General features: G+C 70.1%; 11 protein-coding genes. 10 read left to right on the forward strand and 1 reads right to left on the reverse strand.

Annotation, left to right across the window (positions count from 1 at the left end):
- On the reverse strand, window positions 1-2,085 hold a 2,085-nt coding region (locus ACHFFZ_RS00575), incomplete at its 3' end, for a right-handed parallel beta-helix repeat-containing protein (RefSeq protein WP_394274719.1).
- 268 nt (window positions 2,086-2,353) lie between these two features.
- Between ACHFFZ_RS00575 and ACHFFZ_RS00580 the strand changes: the two genes are divergently transcribed.
- From ACHFFZ_RS00580 to ACHFFZ_RS00625, 10 genes are all read left to right on the forward strand, one after another.
- The gene (locus ACHFFZ_RS00580; RefSeq protein WP_394274720.1) at window positions 2,354-2,761 is read left to right on the forward strand and encodes a hypothetical protein; all 408 of its coding nucleotides are present in this window, start codon (window positions 2,354-2,356) and stop codon (window positions 2,759-2,761) included.
- Window positions 2,758-3,519: a CDP-alcohol phosphatidyltransferase family protein gene (locus ACHFFZ_RS00585; protein WP_394274721.1), complete on the forward strand. Its 762-nt coding sequence runs from the start codon at window positions 2,758-2,760 to the stop codon at window positions 3,517-3,519. Before ACHFFZ_RS00580 ends, ACHFFZ_RS00585 begins: the two co-directional genes overlap by 4 nt.
- Window positions 3,516-4,010 (forward strand): adenylyltransferase/cytidyltransferase family protein, encoded by a 495-nt coding sequence (locus tag ACHFFZ_RS00590; protein WP_394274722.1) that lies wholly within the window; start codon window positions 3,516-3,518, stop codon window positions 4,008-4,010. Before ACHFFZ_RS00585 ends, ACHFFZ_RS00590 begins: the two co-directional genes overlap by 4 nt.
- A 20-nt stretch (window positions 4,011-4,030) precedes the next feature.
- Entirely contained in the window at window positions 4,031-5,176 is a 1,146-nt protein-coding gene (locus ACHFFZ_RS00595; protein ID WP_394274723.1) for a DUF1972 domain-containing protein, read from the forward strand.
- 1 nt (window position 5,177) lies between these two features.
- Window positions 5,178-7,322: a glycosyltransferase gene (locus ACHFFZ_RS00600; protein WP_394274724.1), complete on the forward strand. Its 2,145-nt coding sequence runs from the start codon at window positions 5,178-5,180 to the stop codon at window positions 7,320-7,322.
- Entirely contained in the window at window positions 7,319-8,446 is a 1,128-nt protein-coding gene (locus ACHFFZ_RS00605) for an acyltransferase family protein (RefSeq protein ID WP_394274725.1), read from the forward strand. Before ACHFFZ_RS00600 ends, ACHFFZ_RS00605 begins: the two co-directional genes overlap by 4 nt.
- A 286-nt stretch (window positions 8,447-8,732) precedes the next feature.
- Window positions 8,733-12,014, forward strand: a complete 3,282-nt coding sequence (locus ACHFFZ_RS00610) for a PKD domain-containing protein (RefSeq protein WP_394274726.1) — start codon at window positions 8,733-8,735, stop codon at window positions 12,012-12,014.
- A gap of 152 nt (window positions 12,015-12,166) precedes the next feature.
- Entirely contained in the window at window positions 12,167-17,131 is a 4,965-nt protein-coding gene (locus ACHFFZ_RS00615; protein WP_394274727.1) for a PKD domain-containing protein, read from the forward strand.
- On the forward strand, window positions 17,131-17,853 hold the full coding sequence (locus tag ACHFFZ_RS00620; protein ID WP_394274728.1) for a hypothetical protein: 723 nt from the start codon (window positions 17,131-17,133) through the stop codon (window positions 17,851-17,853). The genes ACHFFZ_RS00615 and ACHFFZ_RS00620 overlap by 1 nt, the downstream gene beginning before the upstream one ends.
- 269 nt (window positions 17,854-18,122) lie before the next feature.
- A partial coding sequence (locus tag ACHFFZ_RS00625) for a YveK family protein (RefSeq protein WP_394274729.1) occupies window positions 18,123-18,604 on the forward strand: 482 nt, incomplete at its 3' end.

The raw sequence follows: 18,604 nt of genomic DNA on the forward strand, positions 1-18,604 counted from the left end.
GCCCAGCCCCTGGTCGATGTGCTGGCGGCGTGCGTCCTGTCCGACCGTGACGTCACCGATCTCGGAGTTCCAGATGGTGTTGTTCACCACGCGCACCTTCTCCGCGTCGAACAGGGCGATGCCGCGACGGGTGCCCGAGACGACGTTGTCGGCGACGACGCCCGAGCTGCTCAGCTCGAGCAGCACGCCGGCCCAGCCGGACTGGTCGGAGTTGACGATCCGGTTGCGGGTGACGGTGATGCCCACGCAGGACTCGTCGGTCCAGATGCCGGTGCTGCGGTAGTTCTCGGAGATGTCGTTGTTGTCGAACAGCACATTGCGCGAGGAGACCACCTTGATGCCGGCCGAGGCCGGCAAGGCGTTGAAGCCCTGGGTGTTGTTCTGGGTGATGACCGAGTTGGTCACCTTGCCGTTGTCGAACATGTTGCCGCCGATGCCGGCCAGGCCGGTGCGACGGATGGTCACGTGGTCGATGTGGCCCGAGCCGTTCTTGCCGTCCGAGGTCATCGTGATGCCGACGCCGGCGACGTCCTCGATGGTGACGTTCTCCACCTTGACGCGCTCACGGGCGTTGAAGACCACGCCCAGGCGCCAGATGGCATTGGCGTGGCGACGGATGCCGAAGCCACGCAGGGTGACGTCGGGCGAGCCGATGGTGAACTGGCGGTCGCGGTTGCTGGCGCGCAGCTCGTGGCCCGAGGGGTTGGAGCCGATCACCAGCTGCTTGTTGCCGGGGTCGACGGCGAACTGGCCCTCCTTGACGCCCGAGCCCAGCGAGACCTGCTTGAGCTGCTTGCCGTCCAGGAAGACCTGGTCGGGCCAGGCGGCCAGCGGGTTGGCCGGGTCGATGAAGGAGGCGTCGTTGCGGCCCTTGGTGTGCGAGGCGGAGTGGTCCCAGAAGGTGGTCCACGGGGCGCGCCAGGTGGTGCCGGACTGGCTCCAGCCGGTGACCGGGATCGAGCCGTCGAGCCAGACGGCCTCGCCGGCCTGGTTCTGGATGGTGACCTTCTTGTAGATCTCCACCTCGGGCTGGTTGTAGACGCCGCCACGGATCACGACGGTGCCGCCGGCCGGGGCCGCGACGACGGCGGCCTGGATGTTGCGCTTCGGGGCGGCCTGGGTGCCGGGATTGGAGTCATTGCCGTTGGTGGCGACGAAGATGGCGCCGGCCGGGTTGGGGTAGCTGGCCTGGCCGACCGGCACCGAGCCGCGCGAGCCGGTGGCCGCGACGGTGGGTGCGGGTGCCGGTGCCGGGGCGGGACTCTTCGTGGCCGTCGCGGTGGCGGTGGGCGTGGGCTTGGGGCTGGTGGTGGCGGTGGGTGCCGGGGCGGGCACGCCGGTGCTGTCGGGCACGTCGATGCGCTCCAGCGAGGTGGCGGTGAACTGCTTCACCTGCACGGGAACGGTGCCGGCGGCGGCAACGACGGCCATGCCGGCCTGGCCTGCGGTGGTGATGCGACGCTCCGAGCTGTCCACGGAGGTCACCTGCGAGCCGGGCTGCTCGGTGCCGTCGGCCCAGACGGTGCCCTGGATGCGCACCGGGTTGCTGCCGCTGACCACCATGCGCAGGCGCAGGGTGGCGCCGGGGCGGGCCAGGTCATTGACCACGGCGCTGCCGGCGATGGCAGTGTCGCCGCCGCCGGTGCGGTCGGCGCTGAGTCCGATGCGGCCATTGCCGTGGATGCGGAACCACATCCGGTAGCTGCGGTTGGTGCCGACCTCCTCACGGGCGGTCAGCGCCACCATGGTGCTGTCGTCCTTGCCCAGCTGCGGCACGGTGATGGTCTGCTCCACCACGACGTCCGCGGAGCCGGGGGCAGGCAGGCTGGCGTCGAGCACCTGGCCGGGCTGGCCGGCGAAGGTGGCCTGGCCGTCGGCCACGCGCACCGTCTCCGGACCCTTCACGACATTCCATGCCCCGGTGCTGCCGGAGCCCAGGCCGCTGGTGGTGCGGTCGAAGGAGTCGCTGGCCAGGGTGGTGCCCGTCGCGTGTGCGGTCTGGGGGAGGCAGTACATGGTGGGTAGTGCCACCGTGGTGGCGAGGGCAGCGCCGAGGGCGCCCCGGGTCAGGCGTACAGCCGTCATGGATGGTCACTTTCGTGTGGGGTGGAAGGGCCCGCGATCTCATCAGGTTGTGAATTCGCTGAGTCTTTCCCAAGGATACCTCAGGAACTCGCGATTTCTGGTGATCTGCTGGCGATTGCTTGCATTGAAGGAATCGCCAACCTTGGACCCAGCTGAAGCCGGGGCGACGCGCACCCTTGAGGGGGGCTATCGTCGATGGGCTGGCTCACAGTGGGAGCCGGCAGGTGCTTCACGACAACGGGGGAATTCAGCAGTGCGCAAGGGATATGTGATCTCCACCTTCGACATGGTCAATGTCGCCGACCTGGACCTGCTCGACCAGGTCCAGCAGGCCTGCGACGAGGTGACCGTCGTGGTGCTCGGCGACGACTACGCCGAGCGACTGCACGGCCGCGCTCCAGTGATCCCCGAGGACGAGCGGCACGGGCTGGTGTCGGCACTGCGCTCCACCGACGAGGTGGTCCTGTGCCAGCAGGAGGACCAGCTGCCCCGCCGTGGTGGACCGGACGCCACCCTCTACAGTGACGAGCAGGCCCTGGTCGGGAAGGTCGATGTGGTGCTCACTCCCACCCGACGCTCCGCCAGCAGCCAGCTGCGCAATGCCCTGAACCACCAGGCCCTGAACCACCAGGCCCACACCACCAGCCGCTCCAACGACGAGGACCTCTCGGCATGAGTGACAAGAGTTTCGGCAATTCCCTACGCCAGCTCAAGCAGGCCCAGAAGAGCAATACCGGCGCCCCGCTCTACTCGGTGCTGGTGAACCGGCCGATGGGCCGTGTCTTCGCCGCCCTGGCCCACCAGCTCAACATGGACCCCAACCAGGTGACGGCCGTCAGCGCCCTGTTCACCTTCACCGGGGTCGGCCTGCTCTTCTTCTGTGCCCCCACCTGGCCCGTCGCCATCGCCGTGGGCCTGTGCCTGGTGGTCGGCTACGGCCTGGACGCCGCCGACGGCCAGCTCGCCCGCCTGCGCGGCGGCGGCAGCCTGCTGGGGGAGTGGCTGGACCACACCATCGACTCCTTCAAGATCGCCACCCTGCACCTGGCCGTGCTCGTGATGGCCTTCCGCCACTACCACTCGCACGAGTGGCTGCTGGTGCCGTTGGCCTTCGGCGCGGTCTACACCATCCACTTCTTCGGCATGCTGCTCACCGACCTGCTGACCCGCGTGCACCACGCCGGCCGCGGCGAGAAGCTGCCCCCCAAGGGCAAGGGCTCCACCGTCATGTCGCTGGCCAAGGTGCCCACCGACTTCGGCCTGCTGGCGCTGAGCTTCTTCCTGATCGCCTGGCCGCTGGGCTTCAAGGTGCTCTACACCTTCATGTTCGTGTGCACCACGCTCTACACCGTGATGGTGCTGGTGCGCTGGGGCCAGCGGATCAACGCCCTCGACGCGCGCGCCCGCGCCGACCGCCAAGCGGGCCTGCGATGAGCAAGCCGGTCAACCCGATCGTCCCCGAGGTGGGACGCATCCCCGACGCCGTCGTGCCGCAGCACCTGGTGGACCCCACCAAGGGTGTCATCGGCTACGTACCCGGCGCCTGGGACATGTTCCACATCGGTCATCTCAACATCCTGCGCCGCTCCCGGCCGCACTGTGACCATCTGATCGTCGGCTGCGTCTCCGACGAGGCGCTGGAGCGCACCAAGGGCAAGCGCCCGATCGTCACGCTCAGCGAACGCATCGAGATCCTCCAGGCCATTGGCATCGTCGACGAGGTCGTCATCGACGAGGGCAGCAAGGTCGAGGTCTGGCACCGGCACCCCTTCGACGTCCTGTTCAAGGGCGACGACTGGCTGGGCACCCCGAAGGGCGACAAGCTCGAGAAGGACATGGCCAGTGTGGGCGTGCGCGTCCACTACTTCCCCTACACCGCACACACCTCCAGCACCGCCCTGCGCGCGATCATCGCCGATCGCTGACCCACGAAAGGCCCCAAGAAATGCGCATCGCACTCGTCGGAACCCGCGGCGTCCCCGCCCGCTACGGGGGTTTCGAGACCGCCATCGAGGAGATCGGTGCCCGACTGGCCGATGCCGGGCACCACATCACCGTCTTCTGCCGCACCCCCGAGGGCGTCGAGCAGCTCGAGGCCCACAAGGGCATGCATCTGGTGCACCTGCCCGCGCTGCAGAAGCGCTCCCTGGAGACCCTGTCGCACACCGCGCTGAGCGTGGTCGACTCCCACCTCAAGGGCGTCGACGCGGCGATCGTCTTCAATGCCGCCAATGCCCCCTTCCTGCCCGTCATCCGGGCGCGTCGCATCCCCGTCGCCACGCACGTCGACGGCCTGGAGTGGCGCCGCGGCAAGTGGTCGGGCACCGGCCAGCAGTACTACCGCTTCAGCGAGCAGCTGGCGGTGCGCTGGAGCGATGCCCTGATCGCCGACGCCCAGGGCATCGCCGACTACTACACCGAGGAATTCCACGCGCCCACGCGCCTGATCGCCTACGGTGCGCCGATCCTGCACGACCTGCCCACCGCCAAGCTCGAGCCGCTGGGCCTGGAACCGCAGCAGTTCCATTTGGCAGTGGCCCGCTTCGAGCCCGAGAACCACATCCTCGAGATCGTCCAGGGCTATGTGGCCAGCAAGGCGAAGCACCCGCTGGTGGTGGTCGGCTCGGCCCCCTACTCCGACGAGTACACCGCACGGATCACCGCTGCCGCCGACGAGCGGGTCAAGCTGCTCGGCGGCCTGTGGGACCAGGACCAGCTGGACCAGCTCTACGCCCACTCCCTGACCTACCTGCACGGCCACTCGGTGGGCGGCACCAACCCGTCGCTGCTGCGCGCCGGCGGTGCCGGTGCCTTCACCGTCGCTTGGGACGTCGACTTCAACCGCGAGGTGGTGCTCGGCACCGGCGAGTACTTCTCCACCCCCGAGCAGCTGGCCACGATCCTGGAGCAGGTGGAGGGCGAGCCCGAGCGCACCCGCCAGCGAGGACTGGAGCTGCAGGCCTCGATGCACCGCTACGACTGGGACCAGGTGGCCCGCGACTACGAGACGCTGTGCCGCGACCTCGCCGAGCGCAACTACCCGAACAAGCGACCCAGTGGCCGCCGCCACCCGAGCCGCTGGAGCCGTTGACATGCACACCCACACGAAGCCCAGCACCGGCCACCTGGCCGTCGTGCTGGTGAACTACGCCTCGCATGCCCTGCTGGAGCGCAACCTCGACCCCTCGCTCGGCGAGCACGGCATCAGCGTGGTCGTCGTCGACAACTTCTCCAGCGACGCCGAGCAGCAGGCCGTGCGCGAGCTGGCCGCCGACCGCGGCTGGGAGCTGGTGGCCAGCCCCACCAATGTCGGCTTCGGCGACGGCGTGAACCTGGGCGTCACACGGGCCCGCGAGCTGGGCTGCACCAGCGTCGTGCTGCTCAACCCCGACGCCGTGGTCACCATCCCGGTGCTGCAGGAGCTGCACCGCAGCGTCGAGGCCGACCCCGCCGCCCTGGTCTGCCCGCGGATGAACCGCTCCGACGGCCGCCACTACTTCCGCGGTTCCCGCCTGGACTACACCACCGGACACCTCAAGGGCGGCTGGCCCGACGACGGCACCGAGGACGCCGAGGGCCGCTGGAAGCCGTGGCTCACTGCTGCCTGCCTGGCCATCCACCTGAGCGCCTGGGAGCGCATCGGCGGCTTCAGCGAGGGCTACTTCCTGTACTGGGAGGACGTCGACCTCACCCGTCGCGCCGCCGAGGCGGGCCTGCACCTGGTGCTGCGCCAGGACCTGGTGGCCGTGCACGACGAGGGCGGCACCCAGGAGCGCACCGACAGCCGTGCCCTGTCCGACACCTACTACTACTGGAATGCCCGCAACCGGCTGCTCTTCGCCAGCCGCCACCTCGGCCGCGCCGACCTGGCGCGCTGGATCGTGCGCACCCCGGCCGAGAGCTGGGAGATCCTGATGCGCGGCGGCAAGCGACAGCTGCTGCACTCCCGCAGCCCGCTGGTGGCCACCGCGAAGGGCTCGGCCGCCGGCCTGGGCCTGGCGCTCAAGGCCCTGGTGACCGGCCCCGGACGCGACGCGACCACGGCACCGGCCGCTCCGCGACGTGCCAGCTGCCAGGCCGCCGGCCAGGGCGTGGACAGCGTCCTGGTGGCGCACCCCTCGCCCGACCTCTACGGCTCCGACCGCGTCATGCTCGAGACCGTCTCCGGCCTGGTCGAGTCCGGCTCCCGCGTCACCGTCGCCCTGCCCGGCGACGGCCCGCTGGTGCCCGAGCTGACGGCCCGCGGTGCCGAGGTGGTCTTCGTCGAGATGCCGGTGCTGCGCAAGAGCGCACTCAAGCCGCGCGGATTCGTCGAACTGGTGGGCTGCGCCCTGCGCACCCTGCCGCAGCAGCTCGCCCTGGTGCGGCGCGTCGAGGCCGATGCCGTGCTGGTCAACACCGTCACCATCCCGATGTGGGGCCTGGTGGGTCGCCTGGCCGGCCGCTCCGTGGTCGTGCACGTCCACGAGGCCGAGGGCTCGGCCTCGATGCTGGTCAAGCGGGTGCTCTACGCGCCGCTCTTCCTGGCCCACCACCTGGTGCTCAACTCCACCTTCGCCGAGCAGGTGCTCACCAGCGCCTACCCGTCGCTGGGCCGCCGCTCGACGGTGGTCTACAACGGCGTGCCCGGGCCCGCCGAGGTGGAGCCGCTGCGGGCAGAACCCGTGCCGGTCAACCTGCTGTTCATCGGCCGCCTGTCGCCGCGCAAGGGCCCCGACGTGGCCGTCGACGCCCTGGCCGAGCTGACCCGTCGCGGGATCGACGCCCGCCTGGGCCTTCTGGGCGCGGTCTTCCCCGGCTACGAGTGGTTCGAGGAGGAGTTGCACGAGCAGGTCGAGCGCCTCGGTCTGGCCGACCGGGTCGACTTCCTGGGCTTCCGTCCCACGGTGTGGCCCACCATGGCCGAGCACGACATCGTGCTGGTGCCCTCGGTGGCCGACGAGCCCTTCGGCAACACCGCCGTCGAGGCGATCCTGGCCGGACGTGCGCTGGTGGTCAGCGACACCTCAGGCCTGCGCGAGGCCTCCAGCGGCTTCGAGGCGGTCCGTCGCGTCGAGGCAGGCAGCCCGTCGGCGATCGCCGACGGTGTGGCCAGCCTGGTCGAGGACTGGGCCCTGGTGTGCGAGCAGGTGGTGGCCGACAGGGCCAGTGCGATGCGTCGCTACGGCCCCGAGGTCTACCGGGCAGCCATCGTCGCCGAGGTGGAGCGCGCGGTGCTCGGGCGCAGCAATGCATGAGCGGGTTGTCGGTCACGTCCGCGCCGGCCGCCCCGGCCCGCAAGCCCCGCATGGCCTGGCCCGACGTGGCCAGGGGACTGTGCATGGTCATCGTCGTGCTGTGGCACAGCTCGCTGTGGGTGACCGAGGAGATGAACAAGGGGGTGCAGGGGCCCTGGTTCCGGCTGGGACTGTTCCTGACGCCGCTGCGGATGCCGCTGTTCTTCTTCATCTCGGGCTTCTTCGCCACCCGGGCCGTGCGTCGGCCCCTGGCGGCGACGAAGGCACGCACCGTCGGCATGTACTACCTGTACGCGGTGTGGACCGCGCTGTTCGTCTCGCGGCTGCTGCTGCCGCAGGCGCGCGGCGGCCACGACCTGCCGCGAGCGGACCAGTTCCTGCTCGCGCTGCTGCTGCCGACCAGCTTCTGGTACCTGTGGTGCCTGGCCTTCTACTTCCTGCTCACCCATGCCCTGCTGAAGCTCCTCGGTGACCGCTCGGTCTGGCTGCTGCTGCCGCTGGCGGTGCTCTCGGTGCTGGCACCCCTGGTGCGCCAGCACACGCTCGGGTGGGTCGAGGCCCCGCTGGATGCCGTGAAGGCGTCCTCGGTGCTGGCCAACTACCTGTGGTTCTTCGGCGGAGTGGTGCTGGTGCCGCTGTGGACGCGGCTGATGGAGCGGGCCCGCTGGGCCTGGTGTGCGATCGGGGCCCTCGCCTACGTGGCGATCTTCTGGGTTGCCCTGACGATGGGCGCACTGGGCGAGATCAGCTGGCACATGCTGCCGCTGTCGGTGCTGTCACTGGCCACGGCCGGGCAGGTGCTGGCCCTGGCCCCGATGGACGGCCGTGTGGGGCGCCTGCTGCAGCGCATCGGGCGCGACACGCTGCCGATCTACATCTTCCACATCTTCCTGCTCTCGGTCTTCGGCGCGGGCGTGACCCTGAGCGGGGTGATGCCGACGCTGCGGGCCCACCAGGCAGTGGCCAACTGGGTGCTGCCCCCGGTGATGATGCTGGTCTTCGTGCCGCTGGCGCTGGCCATCGCCGCGCTGCTGCGCAGCACCCCGCTGGGCGTGCTGCTCAAGGCCCCGGCCCGGCTGGTGGCAGCTCCCGAGGGCGTCACTCCGCGACGCGCGCGAAACTGAACCTTCACTGAACCTGCGCCATTCGGGCCCGAAGGGCGCCGGATGCCAAATTGGCCCGCCCCGCCCCGCGGGGCGGGCCCTTTTCCTGTCCTGCGGCGGATCGGGGCGACGATGTCACCGTCGGACGGCGACAAGCGCACTGTGCATCGGCTGAGAGCCCCTGCGATCGGCGCAATTCTCTAGCACGTCGCTCATAGTCTTGGTTCGGCTGCATGCACCGGGGGGTGCATGGATGCTGGCGTACCTCACGAGGGTTCGCCCCATGATTCTCGGGAAAGTTGTGCCAATGATTCATCTGCGTTCGTCGTCTGCTCGACCCAGTGGTGTCACCGGACTGGCCCTGGCCGCAGTGCTCGGCCTGTCGACCATCACCGCACCCCTGGCCCAGGCCGCACCCAGCGACTACACGCTGGTGGAACGCGACGCCACCAAGGGCGTCACCGCCGATGCGCTGCCGACCACGCAGATCGACGGCATCGCCTGGGACCAGGAGATCGTGGGCAACAAGGTCTACGTGGGTGGCGAGTTCGCCAATGCCCGCCCCGCCGGTGCCGCCCCCGGCACCCAGCTGACGCCACGTGCGAACCTGCTGGCCTATGACCTGGCCACCGGAGAGCTGGACCAGAACTTCACGCTCGACACCAATGGCCGCGTCAATGCCATTGCCAAGTCGCCCGACGGCTCCCGCGTCTATGTCGGCGGTTCCTTCACCAGCGTCAACGGCCAGAACCGCTACCGCATCGCCGCCTTCGACACCGCCACCGGCAAGCTCGTCTCCAGCTTCGCCCCCGCCATCAATGCCTCGGTGATGGCCATCACCGTCACCGACACCGCGGTCTACGTCGGTGGCGGCTTCGGCTCGGTCAACGGCAATGTCCGCACCCGCCTGGCCGCCTTCGACCCGAAGACCGGCGCCCTGCTCGGCTGGGCCCCCAGCGCGAACCGGATCGTGCGCGCACTGACCACCACCCCGGACGGCAGCCGCGTCATCGCCGGCGGCCTGTTCAGCACCATCAACGGCGCCAGCTCGCCCGGCACCGCCTCGCTGGATGCCGCCGACGGCACGCTGTACTCCTTCCGTTTCAACAACTACGTGCGCAATGGCACCGACAACACCGGCATCTACAGCCTCACCAGCGACGGCACCAGCATCTTCGCCACCGCCTTCAACTACGGCGAGGGGCTCTTCGAGGGCGTCGCCCGCCTGGAGCCCTACACCGGCGAGATCGTCTGGCTGGCCGACTGTCACGGCGACTCCTATGACGCCACCGCCATGGACGGCGCGGTCTACGTCGCCAGCCATGAGCACAACTGCGAGAACATCGGCTCCTTCCCACAGCTGGGCGACGACGTCTTCAAGCGCGCCACCGCCTTCGCCTACGAGCCCAGCGGCACCGTGCGCGCGAACCGCCAGCGGGGCTACAGCAACTTTGGGGGCATGCCCGCCACCACCCAGGTGAACTGGTTCCCCGAGCTCACCCCCGGCAACAAGTCGGGCATGAACCAGGCCTCCTGGACCGTCGAGGCGGGCCAGGGCTATGTGGTGATGGGCGGCGAGTTCCCCACCGCCAACGGCAAGCCGCAGGAGGGCCTGGTGCGCTTCGCGCGTCCCGGCATCGCCCCCAGCAAGGAGGGCCCGGTGGTCGGTGGCGCCGAGTTGAAGACCACCGCGACGCCCTCCGGATCGATCATCCTGCTGAGCTGGAACAGCTCCTATGACCGTGACAACGGCCCGATGACCTATTCCATCCACCGCAGCGACAACCCGACTCAGCCCATCGACACCATCAAGGCCACCTCCTACTGGTGGGACACCCCGCGCCTGTCGTGGAGCGACGACTCGCTGAGCGAGGGACAGAGCGCCACCTACTGGGTGGTGGTGACCGATGCCGACGGCAACCGGGTCCGCGGAGACAACGTGACGGCCACGGCGGGCAAGGCCGACCCCTCGGCCGCCTACCTGGCCCGTGTGATGGGCGACGCGCCCAGTCACTACTGGCGCCTGGACGAAGCCAGCGGCACCACCGCCAAGGACCTGGCCGGCAGCAACCCGCTGTGGCTCGACCGCACCGCAGTGCGCAACCAGCCCGGCATCACCGCCGGCAATGCCTCCACCGCCTTCGCCAGCACCGCCTACGGCGCGGCCAGCTATGACTACGAGACGGCCCCCAACAACTACACGACCGAGGCCTGGATCAAGACCACCTCGACCAGGGGCGGCGCCATCGTCAACATGGGCACCTCCTACGACACCTACTCCAGCGCCTACGACCGCCACATCTACATGACCAACAGCGGCCAGCTGGCGATGGGCCTCAACTCGGGCGGCCGCCGCGCGGTGATCTCGCCCAACCGCTACAACGACGGCCAGTGGCACCACGTCGCCAGCACACTGTCGAGCGCCGGTATGAAGCTCTACGTCGACGGCAAGCTGGTGGGCAGCAATCCCAACCACACCACCGGCCAGGCCATGCGCGGCTACTGGCGTGTGGGTGGCGACACGGTCACCGGTCTGCCGAGCCAGCCCTCCTCCCGCTGGTTCCGCGGCCAGATCGACGAGGTGGCCGTGTACCCGACGGCACTGGGCGAGGAGCAGCTGCGGCTGCACGCCGCCGCCGGGGGTGTGCAAATGCCCAATGCGGCACCCAGCGCCGCCTTCGATTCCACCTGCACCGATGCCGCCTGCGCCTTCGACGCCACCGCCAGCCGCGACTCCGACGGCCGGATCACCAGCCACCAGTGGGACTTCGGCGACGGCAGCACTGGCACCGGGCAGACCGCCAGCCACACCTACGCCAGCTCCGGCAGCTACCAGGTCACCCTGACCGTCACCGACGACAAGGGCGCCACGAAGGCGATCACCAAGACCGTCCAGGTCACGGTGCCTGCCCCGGCGGAGCCCGCCCCCGCCGAGCCCGCCCCGACCGAGCAGCCCACCGCCCCCGCCGCCGACGGCATCGTCGCCCGCGACGACTTCTCCGGCATCCGGACCCGCTGGGGCAGTGCCACCACCGGTGGAGCCTGGAGCTACACCGCCGGTGCCAACTCCTTCAGCACCGTCGACGGCACCGGGCGGATGAGCCTGGCCGCCGGCGCCACGGCCATTGCCTCGCTGGCCGAGGTGCAGGCCACCGATGTCACCGTGCAGACCAGCGTGTCGATCGACAAGACCACCACCGGGGGCGGCGTCAACATCTTCCTGGCGGGCCGGCGCACCGCTGCCGGCGAGTACCGCGCCAAGCTGCGCCTGCTGTCCACCGGGCAGGCCAACCTGGCGGTGTCCAAGGTGGTCGCCGGCAAGGAGACCGTGCTCAAGGAGATCGTCGCCGCCGAGAACTACACCCCCGGCAGCGTGGTCACCGTCGAGCTCGACATCACCGGCCAGACCGTCGCCGCCAAGGCCTGGACGCCCACCGAGGCCGAACCCACCACGGCAACCGTGAGTGTCCAGGACAGCACGCTCCAGACGGCGGGTAGCGTCGGCCTTGTTGGCTATGCCTCCGGCAGCGCCACCAATGCCCCCTACCAGCTGGCCTTCGACGACCTGGTGGTCACCAGCAAGGCCTGATCCTCGACCGATCACCGGAAGTACCCCCGGGTCCGGTCCCGCTGCGCAGTGGGGCCGGACCTGCCGCCACCACCCGGTGGCCGGCACGACCCACCCCCCAGGATCACTGATCGGGTCCCCCCGAACGTGGAGAAAGACGAAGAGACGCCCACATGCCAACCCCCCTCGTGAACCACGCACTACGGATCGCGGCCAGCTCGGCCGCAGCCACCCTGTTGCTGCTCGCGCAGCCCGCCACCGAGGCCAGTGCGTCGGTCACCTCCACCTACAACGTCGTTCCGCGCTCGGCCACCGACGTGACCGCCGATGCGTTGCCGACCACACAGATCGACGGCATCGCCTGGGACCAGGAGATCGTCGGCAACACCGTCTACGTCGGCGGCGAGTTCGCCAATGCCCGCCCCGCCGGTGCCGCCCCCGGCACCCAGCTCACTCCGCGCAGCAACCTGCTGGCCTATGACCTGGCCACCGGCGTCCTGCGCCCCGGCTTCGCCCCGGTCGTCAACGGCGCCGTGCGCACCGTCACCGTCTCCCCCGACGGCAGCAAGCTCTACATCGGCGGCAACTTCACCGCCGTCAACGGCCAGCCGCGCCAGCGCATCGCCGCCTTCAACACCTCCGACGGCAGCCTCGACGCCGACTTCCACCCCGACGCCAATGCCGAGGTCACCGGCATCGTCGCCACCAATGAGGTGGTCTACTTCGGTGGCGCCTTCTCCACGGTCGACGGCAATCCCCGCGGTCGGCTGGCTGCCGCCACCACCGGTGGCGCACTGACGGGCTGGACGCCGGTCGCCGACCTCACCGTGCAGTCGGTGGTGCTCACCCCCGACGGCTCCCAGGTGGCCGTCGGCGGCAGCTTCAATGCTGTCAACGGCCAGCCCAGCCCCGGCCTGGCCTTCATCAACCCGGTCAACGGCACCATGACGCCGATGGCTGCCACCCAGGTGGTGCAGAACCACGGCACCACCTCGGGCATCTACTCCCTGGTCAACGACGGCACCAACCTGCTGGCCACCGGCTGGTGGTACGGCGGGGTGGGCAGCTTCGAGGGCGTCATGAGCATGGAGCCGCGCACCGGCAGCATTCGCTGGCTGGCCGACTGCCACGGCGACTCCTATGACGCCACCAGCATGGACGGCACCACCTACTCCGTGAGCCACCACCACACCTGCACCAACATGGGCTCCTTCAACGAGCAGGTCCCGCAGGTCTTCGAGCGCACCCAGGCCTTCACCGACCGGGCCACCACCATCACCCGGCACGACCAGACCGGCTACCACGACTTCCACGGCCAGCCGGCGCCCAGCCGCGTCGAGTGGGCGCCCAAGCTGGAGGCCGCGAACCTGTCGCGCATGTGGCAGGCCGCCTGGACCGTCGAGTCCGGCCAGGGCTATGTGGTGATGGGTGGCGAGTTCCCCAGGGTCAACGGCCAGCCGCAGCAGGGTCTGGTGCGTTTCGCGCGCCCGGGCATCGGGCCGGGCAAGTCCGGCCCGCAGTACACGTGGAACTGGACGCCGACGGCCACCGTCGTGGGCACCAGCGTGAAGATTGCCTGGCCGGCCAATGTCGACCGTGACGACCTGGAGCTGACCTACCGGCTCTACCGCGACGACCGGCCCGGCACCCCGATCGCCACCACCACGGCAGAGTCGGCCTGGTACGAGCGTCCCGTGCTCGGCCACCTGGACACCGACCTGACAGTCGGCAAGAGCTACTCCTACTGGGTGACGGCCACCGACGCCAATGGCAACGTGGCGCAGAGCCAGCGCGTGCGCGTCACCGCCGGCAGCACCAGCATCCCGGCCACCGACTACAGCCGGGCGGTCGACGCCGACGGTGCCTGGCACTACTGGCGCCTGCTGGAGAACCCCGGCGCCACGACCTCGATCGACTGGCGTAAGGGCAATGACCTGGTGCTCGGCTCCGGGGTCACCCTCGGCCAGGCCGGGGCCATCGGCGACGGTACCGACTCGGCCGCCCGTTTCGACGGCACCGCGGCGAGCCGTTCCCACACCGCCAGCGCCCAGGATGCTCCGCAGAGGTTCACCATCGAGCTGTGGATGAAGACGGCGACGACCGCCGGCGGCAAGCTGGTGGGCTTCGGCGACCAGCCCACCGCCGACAGCCGCTACCACGACCGTGCCGTCTACATGGGCACCGACGGCCGGCTGCACTTCGGGTTGTGGAATGGCTCGGCCAAGGTGATCTCCTCGGCCACCAGCTTCAACGACGACAAGTACCACCACGTGGTGGCCAGTGTCGGGGACGGTGGCCAGCAGCTGTGGGTGGACGGGCGCCTGGCGGCGGCCGACTCCACCACCACCCAGGCCACCCAGGACATCTTCGGCCACTGGCGGGTGGGCGGCGACCAGCTCGGCGGTTGGCCCAGCGCCGAGGGCGTCACCAATGACTTCGCCGGCACCCTCGACGAGGTGGCGGTCTACACCACGCCGTTGACCCGCGACCAGGTGCGCAGCCACTACACCGCCAGCGGCCGCAGCCTGCCGCTGCCGGCGCTGCCGAAGGACCCCTATGGTTCGGCGGTGGTGGCCGACGAGCCGCGGTTGCTGTGGCGCCTGGACGAGACGCGCGCCCCGGTCGTGCTGGATGCCTCGCAGAACCTCACCAACGGCACCTGGTTCGGCACCCCGACGATGCGCACCCCCAGCCCCGTCACCGGCGCCGCCGGCACCGGCGTCCTGCTGGACGGCTCGGCCACCGGGATCGCGGCGGATGCCCACGTCAACGGCCCGCAGGTCTTCTCCACCGAGACCTGGTTCAGTACCACCAGCACCGCAGGCGGCAAGCTGGTGGGCTTCGGCAACGAGCGCACCGGGCTGTCCTCGCACTACGACCGCCACACCTGGATGGACCCCGAGGGCCGCCTGCACTTCGGCGTCTACTCGGGCGGCTTCAGGACCGTCGACTCGGCCAAGGCCTACAACGACGGCAAGTGGCACCACGTGGTGTCCAGCATGGGCCCCAATGGCATGCAGATGTTCGTCGACGGGGAGCTGGTCGGCACCAACCCGACCGCCACCGCCGAGGACTTCGCCGGCTACTGGCGCGTGGGTGGCGACTCCACCTGGAGCGGTTCGCCATGGTTCGCCGGAGCCATGGACGAGACCGCCGTCTACGGCCAGGTGCTGTCCGCCGACCAGGTGCGCGCCCACTACCGGGCCTCGGCTGCCACCCGCAACCAGGACCCGGAGCCCAGCTTCACCGTCACCTGCAGCGGAGCGACCTGCACCTTCGACGCCTCGGCCAGCACCGATCCCGACGGCATCGTCGGCTCCCACTCCTGGGACTTCGGCGACGGCACCAGGGCCACCGGTGTGAAGGCCACCCGCACCTTCACGACCGGTGGCACCCACACCGTCACCCTGACGGTGGCCGATGACCAGGCCGCCAGGGCGACCACCACCCGCCAGGTGAGCGTCACCGTCGACAACAAGGCGCCGGTGGCCGACATCAAGGCCACCTGTGACGGACTGGACTGCACCTTCGACGGCACCGGCTCGACCGACGCCGAGGGCCCGGTCAAGTCCTACCTGTGGGACTTCGGTGACGGCACCACCAGCACCGAGCCCAAGGCGGCGCACGGCTACGCCAAGGCCGGCACCTACACCGCCACCCTGACGGTGACCGATGCCGACGGTGCGCGCACCACCAGCACGCACCAGGTGGTGCTCACGCCCGAGAACGTCGCCCCGACGGCAGCTTTCACGCCCACCGTCGACGACCTGGCGTTGAGCGTCGACGCCTCGGCCAGCACCGACCCCGACGGCACCATCGCCTCCTATGCCTGGGACTTCGGCGACGGCACCATGGCCACCGGGGTGAAGGCCACCCACACCTATGCCGAGCCGGGCACCTACCCGGTCATCCTGACGGTCACCGACGACAAGGGCGGCACCAACAGCCGCACCGTCGAGGTCACCGCCGCAGGGCCCACCAACCAGCCCCCGACGGCCACCTTCGATGCCCTCGTCGACGGCCGTAGCGTGGCCTTCGATGCCAGCCCCAGCAGCGATCCCGACGGGACCATCGTCAGCTGGGAGTGGGCCTTCGGTGACGGAACCACCGGCACCGGCGAGACGGTGACGCACACCTATCCCGATGCCGGCAGCTACACCGCCACGCTGACCGTCACCGACGACAGCGGGCAGAAGGTGACCACCACCCGGGCCGTCACCATCGCCGAGAAGGCCAACCAGGCCCCGACGGCCGCCTTCACCGGCACCGTCGACGGCCTCGCCCTGCAGCTGGATGCCAGCGGCTCCACCGACGCCGACGGCTCCATCGCCAGCTACGAGTGGACCTTCACCGACGGCAGCACCGCCACCGGCCGCACGGTGCAGCACGTCTTCACCGAGGCCGGCAGCCAGGAGGTGAGGCTCACCGTCGTCGATGATGCGGGCGCCAAGGCCACCACCAGCCAGGGCTTCACGGTGGTGGCCCCGCTGGCCCCGGCCCCGGAGGCGACGGTCATCGCCCGCGATGCCTTCGGCCAGACCGAGACCCGCTGGGGCACCGCCGACCTGGGCGGCGCCTGGAGCCACCCGGTGGCCCCTGCCGCCTTCACCACCGATGGCAGTGCCGGGCTGCAGGAACTGGGCGCCGGCAGATCGGCCCGGGCCCTGCTCACCGGAGTCCAGGCCAGCGATGTCACCATCGGGGCCGACCTGTCCGTCGACCGCATCCCCACCGGCTCCGGCCTCTACAGCCAGCTGCTGGCCCGCCAGGGCAGCACCGGCTACTACGGGCTGGGCACCCGCTGGCGTCCCGACGGCAAGCTGGAACTGCTGGTCTACCGCAACAGCGGGGGAGTGACCAGCACCCTCAAGCAGGCCGCCGTCAGCGGCACCACCTACCGGCCCGGTAGCGTCCTGCACGTCCGCTTCGAGGTGAGTGGCTCGCCGGCCACCCTCTCGGGCAGTCTCTGGGCCGACGGCCAGCAGCCCCCGGCCACCGCGCAGATCAGCGTCACCGACGCCACCGCGGCGCTCCAGCGCCCCGGGGCGGTCGGGACCCACGCCTATCTCTCGGGCAGCACCACCAACGGTCCGGTCACCCTGGCCATGGACAACTTCGTCGTCACCAAGGAGAACTGATGAGCCCCACCAACAGCCCACGCTCCATCGGACTGGCACTGGCGACAGTGCTTGTTGCTGGCGGCCTGGCTGGATGCTCCCAGGGCGACATCCAGGTCAACCCCACCGCCGAAGCCTCGGCCAGCGCGTCGGCGAGCGTGCAGGCCTCGGCCCAGCCGCGTGCCGAGGACAGCGCCCAGGCCAGCGGCACCGCCAGCCCCTCGCGCACGGCGCTGCCCTCCGAGGAGCCCAGCAAGGCCCCCGTCAAGCCCACCCCGGTCGTCACCCGTCCGGTCAAGGCCCCCCAGGGCGGCAGCGTGCACGCCACCGTCAAGGCCAAGCCGGTCACGAGCGCGAAGGCGGTGGACCTCAATGCCACCTCGGTGGTCTCCCAGAAGGTGCACCTGCGCCTGGCCTCGGTGAAGGCCACGCAGATCGAGGCCACCATCCCCGGCGACCGATCGGGCCCGGGCATCCAGTTCACCGTCGAGGTGGACAACCAGTCCGCCAGCCCGATCGACACCGGCGCGGCCGTGGTCAACGTCTACGGCTCCGACCAGTCGCCGGCCGACCTGAACAGCGGCGCCCCCACGAAGGTGCTGCCGGCCACCATCCCGGCCGGCGGCAAGGCCACGGGCGTCTACTCCTTCCGGATCGACCAGGCCAAGCGCAGGCCGGTCCTGGTGGAGGTCGCGCTGGCACCCGGCCACGACGTGGCGGTCTTCCGCGGTGACATCGGCTGACCTGCACCCTCCAGCACCACCGTCCACGCCCAGGGGCTCGGGGGCAACAGCTGCCGGGAGCCCCTGGGCGTCGCACGGGTCTCCACCCGGGAAAGGGCTGACGGACTGCTGAGAGGTCACTGTGCCGCACGCTGGGGGCGACGATGCCGGGGGCATACTTGGTCCTTGGCGCCCTCGGGGCCGGGCCAGCCCCGGGGTCGGGCGCCGGGTACCGCAGAGCTTCTGCGGGGCCGTGGCCCGGCCGGCGCCATCACGATCCAGGAGGACCAATGGACCTGCGCACCTATGTTGCGATCATTCGCAAGTACCTGCCGCTGCTCGTCATCGCGGGGCTGGTGGGGCTGCTGCTCGGTTTCGCATACTACAAGTCGCAGCCCAAGCAGTATGCGGCCGACGTGCAGTTCTACGTCAGCACCCCGGTGCCCGACGGGATCAGTGCCCAGTCCAGCGGCCAGTTCGCCACCGGCCGCATGACCTCCTACGTGGAGCTGCTCAGCAGCCAGGAACTCGGCTCCCGCGTGGTCAAGGCCAGCGGCGTCGACCTGGACGCAGACCAGGTGGCCAGGCGGATCACGGCCACCACCACCACCGACTCGGTGCTGGTCAAGGCCCGCGTCACCGACACCGATCCGCAGCGTGCACTCAAGATCTCCGAGGGCGTCGCCAAGGTCTTCGGCCCGATGGTCGACCAGCTCGACAACTCCGGCCGCAAGGTGCCGATCGTGCAGATCAACACCGTCTCCGCGCCCAA

The sequence above is a fragment of the Luteococcus sp. genome (genome assembly GCF_043424415.1).
In the GTDB taxonomy this organism is placed as follows: Bacteria; Actinomycetota; Actinomycetes; order Propionibacteriales; family Propionibacteriaceae; genus Luteococcus.